Annotated in this window: 12 protein-coding genes; 5 read left to right on the forward strand and 7 right to left on the reverse strand. The window is 75.4% G+C overall.

Annotated elements, in window-relative coordinates; genetic code table 11:
* Positions 1–91: 91 nt before the first annotated feature.
* From ABT093_RS25675 to ABT093_RS25705, 7 genes are all read right to left on the reverse strand, one after another.
* Positions 92–1,591, reverse strand: coding sequence for a dynamin family protein (locus ABT093_RS25675; RefSeq protein WP_350568509.1), 1,500 nt, complete (start codon positions 1,589–1,591; stop codon positions 92–94).
* On the reverse strand, positions 1,588–2,532 hold the full coding sequence (locus ABT093_RS25680; RefSeq protein ID WP_350568510.1) for a TRAFAC clade GTPase domain-containing protein: 945 nt from the start codon (positions 2,530–2,532) through the stop codon (positions 1,588–1,590). The genes ABT093_RS25675 and ABT093_RS25680 overlap by 4 nt, the downstream gene beginning before the upstream one ends.
* 4 nt (positions 2,533–2,536) lie before the next feature.
* Complete coding sequence (locus ABT093_RS25685) at positions 2,537–4,597, reverse strand: dynamin family protein (RefSeq protein ID WP_350568511.1); 2,061 nt, start codon at positions 4,595–4,597, stop codon at positions 2,537–2,539.
* A complete protein-coding gene (locus ABT093_RS25690; RefSeq protein WP_350568513.1) occupies positions 4,594–6,111 on the reverse strand; it encodes a hypothetical protein in 1,518 nt (505 codons plus the stop codon). Before ABT093_RS25690 ends, ABT093_RS25685 begins: the two co-directional genes overlap by 4 nt.
* A gap of 109 nt (positions 6,112–6,220) precedes the next feature.
* Positions 6,221–7,276, reverse strand: a complete 1,056-nt coding sequence (locus ABT093_RS25695; protein ID WP_350568515.1) for a hypothetical protein — start codon at positions 7,274–7,276, stop codon at positions 6,221–6,223.
* 116 nt (positions 7,277–7,392) lie between these two features.
* Positions 7,393–8,289 (reverse strand): TRAFAC clade GTPase domain-containing protein, encoded by an 897-nt coding sequence (locus ABT093_RS25700; RefSeq protein ID WP_350568516.1) that lies wholly within the window; start codon positions 8,287–8,289, stop codon positions 7,393–7,395.
* A gap of 176 nt (positions 8,290–8,465) precedes the next feature.
* A complete protein-coding gene (locus ABT093_RS25705; RefSeq protein WP_350568517.1) occupies positions 8,466–9,683 on the reverse strand; it encodes an Hsp70 family protein in 1,218 nt (405 codons plus the stop codon).
* A gap of 492 nt (positions 9,684–10,175) precedes the next feature.
* Here ABT093_RS25705 and ABT093_RS25710 point away from each other — a divergent pair, with 492 nt between their 5' ends.
* The 5 genes from ABT093_RS25710 to ABT093_RS25730 all read left to right on the forward strand — a co-directional run bounded on the left by ABT093_RS25710 (position 10,176) and on the right by ABT093_RS25730 (position 16,960).
* Complete coding sequence (locus ABT093_RS25710) at positions 10,176–10,403, forward strand: hypothetical protein (protein ID WP_350568518.1); 228 nt, start codon at positions 10,176–10,178, stop codon at positions 10,401–10,403.
* Between the two features lie 15 nt (positions 10,404–10,418).
* The gene (locus ABT093_RS25715; protein ID WP_350568519.1) at positions 10,419–11,693 is read left to right on the forward strand and encodes an MFS transporter; all 1,275 of its coding nucleotides are present in this window, start codon (positions 10,419–10,421) and stop codon (positions 11,691–11,693) included.
* A 131-nt stretch (positions 11,694–11,824) separates the two neighbouring features.
* Positions 11,825–12,742 (forward strand): LysR family transcriptional regulator, encoded by a 918-nt coding sequence (locus tag ABT093_RS25720; RefSeq protein ID WP_350568520.1) that lies wholly within the window; start codon positions 11,825–11,827, stop codon positions 12,740–12,742.
* An 87-nt stretch (positions 12,743–12,829) separates the two neighbouring features.
* The gene (locus ABT093_RS25725) at positions 12,830–15,172 is read left to right on the forward strand and encodes an FdhF/YdeP family oxidoreductase (protein ID WP_350568522.1); all 2,343 of its coding nucleotides are present in this window, start codon (positions 12,830–12,832) and stop codon (positions 15,170–15,172) included.
* Between the two features lie 462 nt (positions 15,173–15,634).
* Positions 15,635–16,960 (forward strand): hypothetical protein, encoded by a 1,326-nt coding sequence (locus tag ABT093_RS25730; protein WP_350568524.1) that lies wholly within the window; start codon positions 15,635–15,637, stop codon positions 16,958–16,960.
* Positions 16,961–17,035: the final 75 nt, after the last annotated feature.

Below are 17,035 nucleotides of genomic sequence, written 5' to 3' on the forward strand. Positions count from 1 at the left end.
ATCCGACCAGCCCTGCGCTGGAGATGCCGTATTTCTGGTCGATCACCCGGAATGCGGCCCCTCGGAACAGGCCACCCGCGGTGAGCGGTGGTCAGGCGGGCGGGACGGCGAAGTAGAGGCCCTCGCAGAGTTCGCGGGCGATCCGTGCGTAGCGGCCTACGTCGCGCAGGGGGCCGTCCTCCAGGCGGCGCCAGTGGCGGGCGGCCCGCGCCGCGGCGCGGCGCAGGTCGGCGGGGGCGGTGTCGGCGGGCAGCCGCAGCCGGGCGGCGGGGGTGCGGCCGGTGGCGAGGGCGATCAGGGCGGCGGCGGAGTCCTCGTCGAGTTCGAGGCGCCGGCCGGCCACCGCCGCCAGCGCCCGGGCGAGTTCGTGGCGGCGCAGTTCCGGGTGCCGGCGCAACTCGCCGATCCGGGTGCGGGCCCGGTGCAGCACCTCGGCGGGCAGGCCGTCGCCGGTGCCGAGGGCCGTCTCCACGGCGCCGAGGGCGGCGGCCGAGCGCAGCGCGTCGGCGGCGTCGACGAAGCGCAGCCGCAGGTGTTCGACGACGGCGCCGATGCCGGAGGCCGCGCGGAACTCCACGAGCAGGGCGGCGGCCCCGATCGGGCGGCCCTCGGTGCGGGCCCGGCGGGCGGCGTTCAGGGCGGTGTCGATGCCGTAGACGCCGAGCAGGCCGAACAGCCGCTGCCGTTCGGGGCGGGTGAGCGGTGCGCCGTCCCAGTCGAGGAAGCGGCGGCCGGAGTAGAGGGCGCGGCGCAGGTCGGCACCGGGGGCGTCGGCGAGGCGGCGGACCAGGGCGGCGTCCGGTTCGGTGAAGTCGTCACCGAGGGCGGTCTGGGCGAGCAGGCCGACCACCGGGAGCACCTCGTCGACCAGTCCGGCGAGCCGGCCGGCGTTGGTCGCGGCGACCTGCCGGGCGCGCGGCCAGGGGTCGCCGTGGCCCTCGCCGAGCAGGTCGATCCGGCTGAGCACGCCGACGGCGTTGAGCGCGGTCATCCGGCCGTCGGCCTGGGCGCGCAGGGCGCCCAGTGCCTCGGCGTCGCCGGCGCCGGGGTGCGGCATGACGTAAATCATCGCGTCGGCCCGGGCGAGGGCGTCCAGCGCGGGCTCGTCGAGGCCGCTGAGCGAGTCGAGGCCGGGGGTGTCGACGAGCACGCAGTCGCCGGCGGGCCGCAGTCCGGCGGCCTCGACGACGACCTCGGCGATCTGCTCGGCGCCCGCCCCGAGGCCCCGGGGGTCGCGGGGCAGGCCGCCGGGCTGCCAGTGGGCGGTGCCGTCCCGCAGCCGGACCTGGAGCCGGTTGAGCCGGCCGGGCCGGAACCAGGCGACCACCGTGGTGCACTCGGTGGCGGCCGAGGCGGCGAGCCGGCGGCCGAGCAGGGCGTTCACCAGGGTGGACTTGCCCGCGTTCATCCGGCCGCCGACGGCGATCCGCAGGGTGCGCTCGGCCAGCCGCTCGTGGACCGCCCGCACCGCCTTCTCCGCCGGTCCCGGCGGCAGCCGGCCGGCCAGCTCGGCGCAGAACGCGGCCACCAACGGGGCGAGTTCGTCCGACGGCGGCGGGCCGCCCGCCCCCTGGCCCGGCGCGGCGGTCACCGGGCCGCCGCCCGGGCGGGCGCGCCGGCCGGCGGGGCGGTGCCGCGCTGCTCGCGCTCCAGCAGCCTGGCGAGCCGCCGGGCCGGGCGGCGCAGCCCGGCCAGTTCCTCCGTGCGCTCGCGCAGTTCCTCCTCCCAGTACGTGAGCCGCTTGGCCGCGCTCTCCACGCCCTTGAACCAGGAGACCAGGCTGTCGATCCCGTTGGCCTCCTTGCGGAGGTCCTTGACGAAGCCCTCGGCCGTCGCCAGCCGCCCCTGCGCCTCCTGCGCCCGGTGGGTGAGCAGGGTGGAGAGGCACCACAGGACGGGCACCGCCACGCCGCGCGGCGAGGGCCCGCAGGAGAGCGCGACCGCCGTGCCGCGCACCCGGCCGCCGTCGGCGACCAGCTCCTCCAGCGGGGCCATGGCGGCCCGGGCGCGCGCCCAGTCGGCCGGGTCGGTGACCAGGTCGGCCTTGGTGTAGGCGAGGACGATCGGCAGCGGCGGCCCCTGCCCGTCGACGGCGCGGTGCAGCAGCACGACGGTGCGGCGCACCTCGTCGTGGGATTCGGGATCGGTGGCGAGGCGGTGGGCGTCGGCGAAGACGACCACCGCGTCCGCGTGGGTGAGCCGTTCCAGCAGCCGCGCGGTCTCCGGGTCGTCGGCGGCCGAGCCGGTGAGCGCGCCGCCCCGGTAGTCCGTCCAGTCGAAGCCGAGCAGTTCGCCGCGCCCGTACCGCAGTTCGGCCTTCAGGTCGGTGCGGCGGGAGGACGGCGGCGGGTAGAAGCCCTTGCGCAACCTCCCGCCCGCGGCGGTCAGTTCCTCGGCGATCAGGCGGTCGGCGGCGACCAGCCGGAAGCCCTTGCGGGCGCGCGCGAGGTGGCTGAACATCGCGGCGAGGTAGCTGCTCTTGCCGGCGCTGCTGTGGCCGAGGGCGACCACTCGCAGGTTCATCAGGTCCATGAGGTCAGCTCCGGTCCGGGCCGGGGGTGCCGTTGGTGGTTCCACCCAGCGCCCCGGCGAGGGCGAGGCCCTCGTCGCGCAGCGCGGTGAGCGAGCCGATCCGGCGCTTGGCGCGGTCCCGGGCGGCGCCGAGGTCGGCGGCGGCGGTGGCCAGGTTGCGCCGGTGCTCGCCGAGCCGCCGCTCCAGCCGGAGCCGCTCGTCGGCGATCGCCTGGTCGAGCGCGAGAGCGAGCCGGTCGGTCAACTCGTCGACGTGGCTGGTGATCTGGGCGGGGATCTCGGTACTCAGCTCGGTGATCACCCGGTTGAGGTGGCGGGTGGCGTCGCCGCGTACCCGGCCGAGTTCGGCGCGCTGGCGACGGCGGCGGGTGAGCACGGCGAGCATCGCGTAGCTGGCGACGGCGGGCAGCATCACACTGCTGGTGACCAGGGCGACCACGGTGCCGAAGGTGGCGGCGGTGCCGATCGACGGGATGATGTTCTCGATCACGCCCAGGGCGCCGCCGTCCCGGTGGGTGGAGCGCACCATCTCCGGCAGCGCGGCGCCGCGTTCGGCGCGGATGACGGCGCCGTCCTCGACCACGGCGAGCTCCGCGCCGGGGCCCGCGCCGTCCGGCCGCCCGGCGTCCAGCACCGCGGCGCACTCGTGCCGCACCCGCTCCTCCAGCACGGCCAGGCCGCGCCGGGCGGCGTTGTCCAGCTGGAGCCAGAGCGCCTCCACCTGGGCCTCCAGGTCGGCCGGGAACTCCTGGGCGAGCGCGGCCGGTTCGGAGGTGGCGATCTTCGCCTCGGCGAGCTGGCGGACGTCGTTGATGCTGCGCCGGAAGCCGAGCTGGAGGGTGTTCTTGAGGTCACGGGCGCCGGTCGTCAGCACGCGCCGCCACTGGGCGCTCTCCGGCTGGAGCAGGCGCAGCGCCTCCTCGGCGCGCTCGACCTCGGCCGCCAGGGTCGGGTCCTGCTGGAGCGAGCGCAGGCGCAGCTCCTGCTCGGCGAGCGGGGCGGCGAGCGCGGCGAGGGCGACGTGCACCACGTTGGCCAGCCGCAGCTCGGCGGCACGGGCGGCGATCCGGCGGCGCAGCAGCGCGTCCAGCGGTTCGAAGCCGCTCTCCTCCAGGAGCTCGGCGGCGTCCTGGAGTTCACCCGATCCGGCGGCGTCGGCGGCGTCCCGGCGGGCCCGGTTGCTGACCGGGAACCAGGGGGCGTCGGCGTGCCGGGGGGCGTGCCGGGCGAGCAGTTCGCGGTTGCGTTCGAGGACGGCGGGCCAGGCGTCGTGGCTGTCGGTCTTGGTGAGCACGAACACCGTCTCGGCGGTGCGTTCGGTCGCCCGGGCGAGGAAGTCCAGCTCGGAGCGGGTGAGTTCGCTGGAACCGTCGACCACGAAGACCAGCGCGTCGGCGTTCTCCAGGGCGGCCAGGGCGAGTCGGGCGTGGCCGCTGACCAGGCCGCCGACGCCGGGGGTGTCGACGAGCTCCAGGCCGGCGGCGAGCAGCGGGACGGGCAGTTCGACCTCCACGTGGTGGACGTCGAGGCGGTGCGGCCGGCCGGTGGCCGGGTCGACGGCCGCGTACTCGGCGATCCGCTCCAGCGGGATCGTCTCCGGGCGCGGGTCGGCGCCGGCGGAGGCGGGGGTGGCGGTGCCGGGGTTGGCGGTGCCGGGAGCGGCGGGCAGCAGGTAGGCGTCGGCGCGCGGGCGTTCGCCGTGCCGGACGACGACGTGCACGCCGGTGGCGACGTCGGCGTCGACCGGGAGGAGGTCCCAGACGCCGACCAGGCTGTTGATGGTGGAGCTCTTGCCGCGTTTCTTCTCGCCGACGACGACGAGGGAGGCGGCGCCGTCGGCGGCCCGGGCGGCCTCCGCGCGCAGGCGCCGGGCGCCTTCGGCGGTGGCGCCGGCGGCCGACTCGGCCGTCCCGGCCGCCGCTTCGGGGCTGCCGGGGGTGCCGGGGGCCTCCGCCGGGGCTTCGGCGGCGGCGGTGCGGGCGGCGCGTTCGAGGAGGTCGGCGGTGCGGGCCGCGTAGTCCAGGACGCGGGCGTGGGAGGGGGTTTCGGGGCGGGGCGCGGTCATGAGGGTTCTCCCGTGTCGGAGGCGGTCCGGTCGCCGGGGTCGGTGGAGGGGCTCTTCGGCGGGTGCCCGGGCGCGGCGCCCGTCGGCGGGGCGGGCGGGGCCGGGGCGGTGGGCGGGGCGGACGGGGCTGACGGCGGCGGGGCGGTCGGCGGCGGGGCGGGTTCGTCGTCGAATTCGCCGAACATGCCGGTGAAGTCGGCCTGTTGGGGGTCGACGGCGCGGGTGCGCCAGCGCGGCCGCTCGGCGGGCCCCGGCCGGAGTGGGGCGGCCCCCGGGGCAGCCGCCCCGGGCGCGCCGGTGCCGGGCGCACCGGTGCGGAACGTGTCCTGCGCGGGCGGCGTGCCCAGGCCGTCGTACGGGTCGCGGCCCGGCCCCTGGCCGAACCGGGGACCGTCGCCCGGGTGCTTCGGGGCGGGCTCCTGCCGTTCGGGGGCGTTCCCACCGGTTTCCTGCTGCGCGGGATCCTCCGACCAGAAGGCGTCGGCCACCTCCCTCCGCAGCTTCCCCAGGCCCTTGCCCAGCCCCTCCCCCAGTCCGCGCGCGGCCCTCCCCCACGCGGACGGGCCGGTCCTCGCCCCGGGCCTCGGTCCCGGCTTCGCACCGGGCTGCGCGGCCCCGGACCGCGCACCGGGCGTCCCACCGGGCTTCGGTCCGGGGCCCGGCTCGGGCCCCTGTCCCGGCACCGTCCCGGGCCGCGGGGGCGCGGGCGGCGGCGGGGGCGGTGGTGGCGGTGGTGGCGGGGGCGGTGGTGGCGGAGGGGGCAGCAGCAGCTCGTAGCCGTGGCAGTCCGTACTGGTCAGATGGGTGATCCGGCCCGTTTCCGCGTCGGAGCGCCGCCGCCAGCCGGTGACCAGGACGCACCGGTCGCGCCCGGCCGCGGCCGCCGTCCAGAGGCCGGGCGCGACCGCCTCGGGCAGCAGGTGGCTCCCCTGCGGATGGACGGGCCGCCAGGCCGGCGGCAGCGGCTCCGGGCCCGCCGCCCCCACGGCCTGCTCCGGTGTCCGCTCCGGCCATGGGGCGGCCACCGGCCGGGTGGTCAGCGGTTCGGCTTCCACCCGGTCCACCGCCTCCCAGGTCGGCGCGATCCACTCGGCGTAGACCGGTCCGGCCCAGTCGGCCAGGTGCTCGGCCAGCTCGGCGAGTTCGGGGATCCGCCCGCCGCCGTCCAGCGACGCGGGCCGGTACCAGCCCACGAAGCCGTACAGCGCGCGGCCGAACCGGTCGTGCACCATCTCCCGGCTGATCAGGCCCAGTTCGCAGGCGGCCCCGACCAGCACGCCGCCCTCGTCGCGGTGCAGCAGGAAGCGCGGTCCGTGCTCCAGCCGGTTCCCGCCGGCGACGGCGGCGCGCACCGCGTCCCCGACCGGCCCCTGCCGGGCGACCCCGGCGGGCAGCGCCCGCCACCACTGGTCGACCTGCAGGGTGCGGCCGTAGACGACCGCCGACCAGCCGCCGGGGGCCGCACCGTCCGTCCCGGGCCCGGACCGCGGCCCGTGGTTCGTCGTACTCGTCATGGAATTCGTCCGTCCCTCGGTTCCTCGGCCGGTCACTCGGTCACTCGGTCACTCGGTCACTCCGTCGGCCCGGTCAGTCCTGTCGGTCCTGTCCGTCCTGTCCGTCCCGTCAGTCCGTCAGCAGCTGGCCGTCGCTGTAGATGACGACCCCGCGCAGCTCCTCGTCCAGCTCCCGGCAGCGGTCCTGGGCCCGCTCCAGGTCGGCCGAGGTCGCCGAGCTGCTGGCGAGCAGCCGGTCGATCTCCTGGCGGGCGCTGTTCTTCTGCGCGCCCTTGAACAGCCCGCCGAACAGCCCCTGGCTGAGCGCGGCCAGTTCGCCGCGCGAGGAGTCGAGGCTCTCGGCGAGCCGGTCCATCTCCTGCCGGTTCCGCACGATGCCCTCGCTGAGGTAGTGGCGGAGGCTGAAGATGATCGGCAGGTGGAGGTTCTTCGGGGCGATCCGGCTGGCGTCCACGGTGGTCTGGTCCGCCGCGCCGAAGTAGCCGAGCTGGACGGCGCAGAGCGCCACCGTGACGCCCTCGGCGTCGTCGCCGGCCAGGACCGGCACCAGCTTGGGGAAGTTGCGCCCCGCCAGCTGGAGCGCCTCGGCCGGCCGCAGGCCGGTGCGCTCGGCCAGCAGGTCCGCCTTGGTGAACAGGACGGTCACCCCGGGGACCGGGTCGCCGTCCGCCAGGCGCCGGCTGAAGACCCGGGAGATCGCCCGGCTGAACCGGGAGATCTCCATCGGGTCGTCGTCCCGGTCGAGGTTGCCGGGCGCGCCGTGGTTGATCCACTCCGCCACGTGCTCGGAGTCCAGCGCCAGGACGATGCTGTCGGACCGCATCAGCCTGTCCTCCAGCAGTGCGACGTCCTCGGCGTCGGCACGGCGGTCCAGGGCGGCGTTGCCGCGGAAGTCGACGCAGTCGATCGTCATCAGGTCGCGCATGCCCCGGCGGAACACGAACTCGTAGGAGATCGGCTTGTCCGAGGTGGCCTTGGGCATCGCGCCGGTGCGGCGCAGCCGGGCCCAGTCCGCGGCGAGGTCGAGGTCGAGGTCGGGGTCGGTGGTGTAGAGGTAGTAGCCCTGCACGCCCATGGAGAGGCGGTTGTACATGCCGTGCAGGTAGGCGGTCTTGCCGGAGCCGCTGGCTCCGAGCATGGTCAGGGTGAGGGTGGGGACGGTCATCGCGCGCTGTCCTTCGTCTCGTCGGGGCCGTCGGTGACGGTGGCCGGGGTACGGGCGGGGCAGGGGTCGGTGGTACGGGCGGGGCGGTGGGCCGACGTGACGCGGCCGGCGGCCGGTCAGAACGAGAGGACGTCCTCCAGCAGCTCGCCGAGCCGGTCGGCCGGCTCCACCAGCGGTTCCAGGCGGGCCAGTTCGGCGGCCGCCCGGGCGCGGTCGCGGTCACGGATGGAGGCCCAGGACGGCTCGTCCTCCCACCAGCTGCTGATCCGGTCCCACAGCGTGTCGCGCTGGTCGGCGAGCCGGGCGGAGGCCATCAGGCTGTCGATCGAGGCGGACAGCTCCATGGCCCGGCCGATGATGCCGAACCGGAGCGTCCACAGCACCGGCAGCGCGACGCCGTCCGGCTCCGGCCCGCAGACCAGCGGGATGAACGCCCCCTGGATGTGCCGGGTCTCCTGGACGGCCTCGATCAGCGGCAGGAACGGGCCGACGAAGCGCTCGTCCGCGTCGGGGGCGTCGAGGTCGACCAGGTCGGTCTTGGTGAGGGCGATCACCAGCGGGGTCACGCTCTCCTCCCGGTCGGCGACGGCCTGGTGGACGCGGACGACGAGCCGGCGCACGTCCTCCTCCGCCTCGGGGTCGGTGTCCAGGCTCAGGGCGTCGACGAACAGCACGATGCCGTCCGCCGCGACCAGGTCGTCGTGCAGCCGGGCGGCCTGCGGGCTGGAGCGGCGGTGTTCGGTGAGCGCGCCGCCGCGGTGGTCGCTCCAGCGGAACGGGAAGATCTCCTCGCCCTCGTGGCAGAGCACGAACTCGTAGCGGTGGGGCCGGTCGCTGGCGCGGGGGTAGCGCCCGCGCAGGATGGCGCGGGCGTCGGCCAGCAGCGAGCTGTGGGCGTCGCGGTCGGCGGTGCGCAGGGTCATGCCCTCGACGCCGTCGCACATGGCGGCGTACATCAGGGAGAGGTAGCTGGTCTTCCCGGCCGCGCTGTGGCCGAGCATCACGATGTCCATGCGGTTTCCTCGCGGTTCTCGCGGGTCCTCGGGCGGGCGGTCCGTCGCGGGGCAGGGCGGGGCGCGGCACGGCGGTGCCGCGGTCGGCGCCGGGACGGTGGCGCGGTGGGGTGAAGATCTCGTGGTGTCGTGCGGGTGTCGCGGTGTTCCGGCCCGGACGGCCCGGGCCGGCGGGCTCAGAACCAGAGCCCGGGGTCGACCTCGTCGGGGTAGTGGGTGACGGTCCAGCGACCGGGGCCGGCCACCGGCCCGCCGCCCTCCCCGTCACCGGCGGTCCCGGTGTCGGCCGGGGCCGGACGGGCGGGCGGATCGGTGAGCGCCCCGAGGGCCACGGCGGCCTTCGGGTCGGCGGCGATGTCGGGCGACCGGCCCAGCCAGGCGGCCACCAGATCGGCCAGCGGCGGCGTACTGCTGGCCGCCCCGCAGAGCACGACGGTCCCGAGGTCGGCCGGGGTCAGACCGGCCCTGGCGACGGTCCGCTCCAGCAGACCGACCGAGGCGGTGAGCGCGGGGGTGACGGCCGCCCGGTACTCGCCGCCCTGGACCACGAACCGGTCCGGGTAGCCCGGCACCGCGAGGTAGACCGTGCCGGTGGCGGACAGGGACTCCTTGGCCATGGTCAACTCGCGCGCCAGCTGAGCTCGTTGGTGGGCCGCGGCGGGTGCCGGGTCGGCCCAGAGCCGCTGCCAGGGCTCGGGGTCGAGGTCCAGTGCCCGCTCGCGGAGCAGTTCGAACAGGGCCTGGTCGAGGTCGCGGCCGCCGAAGTCCGGATCCCCCGCCACCGCGACGGCCCGGAAGTCGTCGCCCTCCCGGCGCAGCACGGCGGTGTCCACGGTGCCGCCGCCGAGGTCGTAGACGGCGATCGGCCGCTCTCCCTCCCCGCCCCCGTCCGCCTCGGCGTCCGCCGCGTGGAAGCGGGCGGCGGCCACCGGCTCCGGCAGCAGCTCCGGCGCCTCCAGCCCGGCCCGGCCGGCCGCCTCGACCAGCCTGCCGAGATCACCCGGCGACCAGTCGGCGGGGTGGGTGAGCACGGTACGCCCCGGCCGGGTCCCGCCGTGCCGCGCCCGCACCTCCTCCAGCACGCGGGCGAGCACGGCGGCGGCCAGCTCGACCGTGTCCACCTCGCGGTCGTCCAGCAGCACGGCCGACTGCCGGAGCAGCGCCCGTTTGGGGTGCTGCTCGGCGCGTTCCGGCCACTGGGCGGCGAGGTGGACGGCGGCCCGGCCGGTGAGCAGCCGGCCGTCGTCGTCCAGGCAGACCAGGGACGGCAGGTACCGGCTGTTCTCGATCTCGACCGCCGCCACCGCGCCGGACCCGGCGCCGGCCTGCTCTGCGCGCACGGCCGCGGTGGTGAAGCAGGTACCGAAGTCGATCGCCAACGACCAGTCAGACACGTTTCCTCGCAAGGCAGTTGCGGCGGAGCACGGCGCACGGACGGAGCCGGAGGAAGGGCCTCCGACACCCCCGCGCAGGATGGTAGGGCCCCGGGGGGAACTGTGGAGAAAATCAGCACATCTTGTAACAATGACATGTTCATTACTGGATAGCCGCTCCCCGGACCCCCTCCCGGGCGGCACCCCGCCCCCGGCCCGGGGTGCCTCGACCAGTCTCGGCGCGACGCCCGGCCAAGACACCGTCAGGTGACCGAATCCGCACGCCTTCCCGCCGACCCGCCCCGCCGGACGTCCCGCCCTCCCACAGCACGGCCTCCCGCGACCGGACCGACGAGCGGAATTCCCGCCCGGACGCACCCACCCGGCCGTCGAAATCCCCTCGACAAGTCGCGCCTATCACGTCACAGGAAACACCTCTTTGACGCGATCCGGAATTCGATCCGACAATGGATCCACAATTCCCGAAAACCCGGAAAAGGGGCGGCGCCGAGCATGAGCACCATGGACGACCCGGTGGGGTACGTGCTCGCCCGGACCTCCCCGCGCCGCACCGCACGCGCCCAGCCGGGGCCGGTGCCGAATGATCCGCGCCTCATCGAATACGGCGAGAACGCCCCCGCGCACACCGCCGAGCACACCGTCGAATTCCTCCGCGGGAATTCCCTCGCCGACGTGCTCGATTCGACGGCGGTGCCGGTCCCCACACCCCCCGCGGCCTGAGGGGACGAGCAGCAGATGCCCCCGTCCCGCACCGCCCGCTGGCTCCCGGCGGCCGCCGCCGTCGCCGTCGCCGCCTGGGGCGCCAACCAGTTCACCGCGCTGGCCACCGTGTACCGGGCGCGCACCGACTGGTCGGCGCTGTCGCTGGCCGCGATGTTCTCGGTCTACCTGGTCGGCCTGGTGCCCGGCCTGCTGCTGGGAGGCCCCGCCGCCGACCGGTACGGCCGGCGGCCTACGGTGCGCGGCGCCCTGGGCCTGTCCGCCGCCGCCAGCGTCCTGCTGGCGCTGCCGGACGAGCCGTCCGTGTACGCCGCCCGCCTGGCCACCGGCTTCGCCGCCGGGCTGGTCTTCCTGGCCGGGACCACCTGGCTGCGCGAGCTCTCCGGGCCCGCTGTCCCGCCCGAGCAGGCCGCCCGCCGGGCGATGTACGCCACCGGCACCGGCTTCGCGGCGGGCGCGCTGGCCTCCGGGGTGATCGCCGAGTGGCTGCCCGGCCCGACGGTGCTGCCCGCGCTCGCCCACGCGCTGGGCTGCCTGCTGGTCCTGCGGGCCACCCGCGCCCTCCCGGAGACCACCCGCGGCCATCACGGCCCGCCACCGCACCGCACGGCGGCCGTCCGCCACCCCCGGTTCCGCTACGTCGTCCTGCCCGCCAGCCCGGCCGTGCTCGGCGCCGCCACGGTGGCGTACGTGGTGCTGCCCCCACTGGTCGCCGACCGGGTGCCCGGCTACGCGCCGCTGTTCAGCGGCCTGGTCGCGGCGCTGACCCTGGCCACGGGCGTGGTCGCACAGCCCTTCGCCGCCCGGCTGGACGACGCGGGAAGCGCCCGGGCCACCCTCACCGCGATGGCCACCGTGATCGCCGGGCTGCTGCTCGGCTCCCTCGCCGCCGCCCGCGACTCGGTGGGCCTGGTGCTGGCCGCCGCCCTCGTCCTCGGCACGGGGTACGGGCTGACGCTCGGCGCCGGGCTGCACGAGGTCGAGCGGCTGACCCCGCGGTCCTCCGGGCCGACCTCCGCCTCCCTCTACCAGAGCACCACCTCCAGCGGCTTCCTCACCCCACTGCTGCTCGCCGGTACCGCCGGCCACGCCTCGTACCCGGCGCTGCTGGCGGGCATGGCGGCCGTCGGCCTGCTCTGCCTGGCGGTCACCGCCGCCCACAGCCGCCGCCACCTGCCCGCCGGCGTGCCCCCGGACGCCCGGACGCGCGAGGATGCATCCGTAGCCTCCGCACCGGCCGCACCTACCGGGCCGACCGAACCGAGGAGCCGACGACCGTGGGCCGAGTGACCGCACCCCGCAGAGCGCCTCGCCCGGACTCGCCCCGGCGCCGTCCCGGCCCCTCGCCGGAGCGCGGTTCCGCCACCCCCTCCTCTCGCGGCCCGCGCGGCCGCGTCGAGGCCACCGCCGGAGCCGAGTAGATGCTCTTCCGCCAGCTCGAGTACCTCGTCGCGCTCGCCCGGGAGCGCCACTTCGCGCGCGCCGCCCAGGCCTGCCACGTCTCCCAGCCCGCCCTCTCCGAGGCCCTGCGCAAGCTGGAGGACGAGCTCAAGGTGCTGCTGGTGCGGCGCGGCCGCGCCTACGAGGGCCTGACCCCCGAGGGCGAGCGGATCGTGCTCCGGGCACAGCGCATCCTCGCCGACCGGGATGCCCTGCGCGACGAGGTGGACGCGCTGCGCACCGGCCTGGGCGGACGGCTGCGGATCGGCTCGGTGCCGACCGCCTCGGGCGCCGTCCCGCTGCTCACCGCACCGTTCTGCGCCGCCCACCCGCTGGCCGCCGTGGAGCTCTCCACCGACCTGCGCGCCGAGGACCTCCTGCGCCAGGTGCGGAACTTCGAGATCGACGCGGGCATCACCTACCTGCCCGGGCCGGGCGCCGACGGCCTGCGCGCGCTGCCGCTCTACGAGGAGCGGTACGTCCTGCTGACCGGCCCGGCCGAGGACCTGGCCCGGCACCCGCGGGCGACCTGGGAGGAGGCCGCCCGGCTGCCGCTGTGCCTGCTCCACCCGGGCATGCAGGGCCGCCGGGTGCTGGACGAGGTGTTCACGCGCCTCGGGCTGGAGCCGGCGCCCCGGATCGAGACCGACTCGGTCGCCTCGCTGTTCGCCCACGTCCGCACCGGCCAGTGGGCGGGCATCGTGCCGTACGCCTGGCTGCACGTGTTCGGCGTGCCGCGCGGGATGCGGGCCGTCCCGCTGACGGAGCCGGCGCACAGCGCTCCCATCGGGCTGGTGACCGCCGCCAGGGAGCCCGGCTCGGTGATGGCCCGCGCGCTGCTGGAGGTCGCCCGGCGCACCGAGGTGGCCGCCGTCCTGGGCAGCCTGCCGGACACGTGAGCGCTCGACGCGCGGGCCCCGGGCCGCCGACGTAGCCTCGACCCAGCGCCGGGTGTCAGACCCCCCCTGCGACGGAAGGCGACCACCGTGACCACCTCCGACGACGCCGTCACTCCCCCGCAGCAGCCGCGGGAGCCGCAGGAGCGGAAGGAGGACGTCGGTCCCTCCCCAGCCGGCCCGCCCCAGGCCGGGCCGTACCACCACCCGGCCGCCGGCTGGGGCGCCGCCAAGAGCGTCACCCGCTTCCTGCTCCGCGAGGGCGCCTACCTGGACGGGCCGCGGGCGGTCATGCGGATGAACCACGAGAACACCGGCTTCGACTGCCCCGGCTGCGCCTGGCCCGACGACACCAAGGGCCTGCACCTGGACATCTGCGAGAACGGCATCAAGCACGTCACCTGGGAGATGACCCGCAAGCGCGTCGGCCGGGAGTTCTTCGCCGCCCACACGGTGACCGAGCTGTCCGGGTGGAGCGACTTCGCACTGGAGGACCAGGGCCGCCTCACCGAGCCGATGGTCTACGACCCGGCCACCGACCACTACGTCCCGATCAGCTGGAAGGACGCCTTCGAGCTGGTCGGCCACACCCTGCGCGGGCTGGACACCCCCCACCAGGCCGCGTTCTACACCTCCGGGCGGCTCGGCAACGAGGCGACCTTCCTCTACCAGCTGCTCGCCCGCGAGCTGGGCACCAACAACCTGCCCGACTGCTCCAACATGTGCCACGAGGCCAGCGGCCGGGCCCTGCAGGCCGCGCTCGGCACCGGGAAGGGCACGGTCGACCTCAAGGACTGGGAGGTCACCGACGCGCTGTTCATCCTGGGCGTCAACGCGGCCTCCAACGCGCCGCGGATGCTCACCTCGCTCGCCGAGGCGTACAAGCGCGGCGCGCAGATCGTGCACGTCAACCCGCTGGTCGAGGCGGCCGCGACGCGGACGATCATCCCGCACGACTTCACCGACATGGCGCTGAACCGGTCCACCCGCACCAGCACCCTGAACCTCCAGCCGCGGATCGGCGGCGACATGGCCCTGCTGCGCGGCATGGCGAAGGCGATCCTGGAACAGTCCGCGACCGACGAGCGGGCGCTGGACCGGCTGTTCATCGACCGCCACACCACCGGCTTCGAGGCCTACCGCGCCCTCTGCGAGTCCACACCCTGGGAGGAGATCGAGCGCCAGAGCGGGCTGGAGCGGGCCGACGTCCTCAAGGCCGCCCGGGTCTACCGGGAGGCCGACCGCTCGATCTTCAGCTGGTGCCTGGGCGTCACCCAGCACGAACACGGGGTGGACACCGTCCGCGAGATCGTCAACCTCCTGCTGCTGCGCGGCAACCTGGGCCGCGAGGGAGCCGGCCCCTCCCCGGTGCGCGGGCACAGCAACGTCCAGGGCAACCGCACCTGCGGCATCGACCACCGGCCCGCCGCCCGCTTCCTGGACCGGCTCGCCGAGGTCTGCGGCATCGAACCGCCGCGCGAGCACGGGCTGGACACCGTCGGCACGATCGAGGCGATGCGGCGCGGCGACATCAAGGTGTTCGTCGGCATGGGCGGCAACTTCGCCCTCGCCGCGCCCGACACCCCGTACACCTACCGGGCCCTGGAGTCCTGCGAGTTGACCGTCCAGGTGAGCACCAAGCTGAACCGCAGCCACCTGGTGCACGGCCGGCGCGCGCTGATCCTGCCGTGCCTGGGACGGACCGAGAAGGACCACCAGCGGGCCGGGGTGCAGTCCACCTCGGTCGAGGACTCGATGAGCATGGTGCACCTGTCGGTCGGCATGAAGCGCCCGGCCTCGCCGCACCTGCTCTCCGAACCCGCGATCGTCGCCGGGATGGCCCGCGCCGCGCTGCCGGACAGCCCCACGCCGTGGGAGTGGTACATCGAGGACTACGACCGGATCCGCGACACCATGGCCCGGGTCCTGGACGGCTTCGAGGACTTCAACCGCCGGGTACGGCTCCCGCTCGGCTTCCGGATCAAGCAGCCGGCCCGCGAACTGGTCTTCGAGACCCCGTCCGGCAAGGCCGAGTTCTCCGCCGCCCCGCTGCCCGACGTCGTCCCCGAGCCGGACACCCTGGCGCTGGGTACGATGCGCTCGCACGACCAGTGGAACACCACCATCTACTCCGACAACGACCGCTACCGGGGCATCAGGAACCTGCGCACCCTGGTCTTCATGAACCGGGACGACATGCGCCGGCGCGGCCTGGCCGAGTTCGACCGGGTCGACATCACCAGCACCGCCCGGGACGGCAGCACCCGCTCGGTGCACGGCTTCCTGGCCGTCCCCTACGACATCCCGCGCGGCTGCGCGGCCGGGTACATGCCGGAGCTGAACGTGCTGTGCGCGATCGGCGACTACAGCACCCAGAGCGACCAGCCGATCATGAAGCACCTGAAGGTCACGGTGACGAAGGCCGCAGCCTGACGCGTGGCCGACTGCTCGACTCGGAGCGACCCACGCCCCGTCCCCCTTGCCGGCCTTCGACCCATCCGGGACCGTCCCCGCGCGTGCGGGGAGCAGAGTTCGTGAGCTGCCGGTTTATGCAGCGGTGGGGCCGGATTCTGCAACTTGTTGGGATTCGGGCATTTCGGTCCTTCAGGGTGCTTCGCGTGGTGGGCGCGGGAGAACTCTATCCGGGGGCAGCCCGGCGTGGCCGAGCGTTCGACCGGGCTAACGTGGTCACCGCGATGTCGTCGGGCACAGGGGGGTGCCGTGAACGGGTACGTGGATCCGCCGGCCGAGCGGCAGCCGGCGGCGGCGGGGGCGACGACCGGGCGGCGGGCCACCCCATGGACTTTCGGGACCGGCTGCGCCGCCGTGTTGGCGGCGACGTGGTCGCTGGGCACCGTGCTGGTCGTCGCGTGGCATCCGGGGACGCGGTGGGAAGTGCTCGCACCGTTCGCCGTCACCCTGGCGCTCGGCCTGCTCTGGCTGCTCGCCTCCCGGCTCGCCCCCGAGGCCGAACGCGCCGAGCCGGTCCCGCCCCAACCCCCGCCGTCGCGCGCCGATCTGCGCGAGGTCACCGCGAAGGCGGCCAGGCGCAGCAGGTGGTCGGTGCTGACCGGCTGGGCGATGGTGATGCCCGCGCTGTGGGTGGCCCCGGTCGTCTTCCTCACCGCGCACCAACCGCTCGAACGTCAACTGATCGACCGCCACTCGGCGTTGGTCGCGGCAGGCGCCCGCTGGACGGACTGTACGGTGGCGCTGTCCACCTACGAAGCCGCGGGCCGGCCACGTCCGTCCGGCAGCGCTCTCGCGGTGCACCCCGACGGGCACCCCGAGATGTCCCTCGCACTCACCAACGAGCGCGAGAAGCTGGGCGGCTATGCCGCCGGGGACACCCTCCGAGTCCTGCTCGACCTGGAGCACCCGGAGCTCGGCACCTTCCCCGAGCCGTACCTCCCCCTGGTCCACCCCGGCCGACCGGTCGCGACCGTCGGCTTCCTGGTCGTCGCCGGTGTCGTGCTGCTGATCTGGTCGTGCATCCTGATCCCGGTGCACGGCCGCCGCGCCCTGCTTCCCGTCAGATGGCTGCGGACCACGGACCGCTCCTCCGCAACCGAGCCCCCCGATGACACCGCCCCGCCGTCGGCATCCTGGAGGCGGGTGCGGGTCCACGGCACCGTCCTCTCCTGGAGCCTCCGGACGAACAGCGACGAGGACTCAGGAACCACCTGGCGGTCCGGCCTCCGACTCGACCCCGAGGCCACCGACTCCCCCGCCGGCCCGGAGCCGGCCCCGGTCGCCTTCCAGGAGTACGCCGACCGCTTCGCCGACACGGACGTCGCCGAGCGGACCGCCGTCCGGCTGGCCGGTGCCGCCGGCTGGCTCGGGATGCAGGCCGGGGACCGCGGCGACAGCCTGGCCGTCCTGGTCCTCGACGACGGCGAAACACACTGGGGCTCCGAGCACCGCGCCACCGGGACTTCCACCGTCCTCGCCGACGCACCGGCCGCCGCCGATCGACGCCTGCATCTCTCGTCGCCGGTACTGGTCTTCGAGTTGGGCCAGCGCGCCGGTCTCGGGGCCTTGGTCCTGTGGCCGATGTTCGTGATCTGGCTGAACACCACGAACGCCCTCCGCCGCCTGGACCCGGTGGCGGTGTTCGCGATCGAGGTGGTCGGCGCCGTCGCCTTCACCACCGCGATGTTCGGCGTCGGCACCCTGGTGGAGCGCCGGCGGCAGCGTCGGCCCGCCACGACGAAGGGCTGACCCTCCCCAGCGGCGTGCCTGCCGAAGTGGGAGAAGTACCGCAGCCACCCGGTCTCGGCGGCGTACGTCTGGGAG

The organism is Kitasatospora sp. NPDC002551 (assembly GCF_040296005.1).
Lineage (GTDB): Bacteria > Actinomycetota > Actinomycetes > Streptomycetales > Streptomycetaceae > Kitasatospora.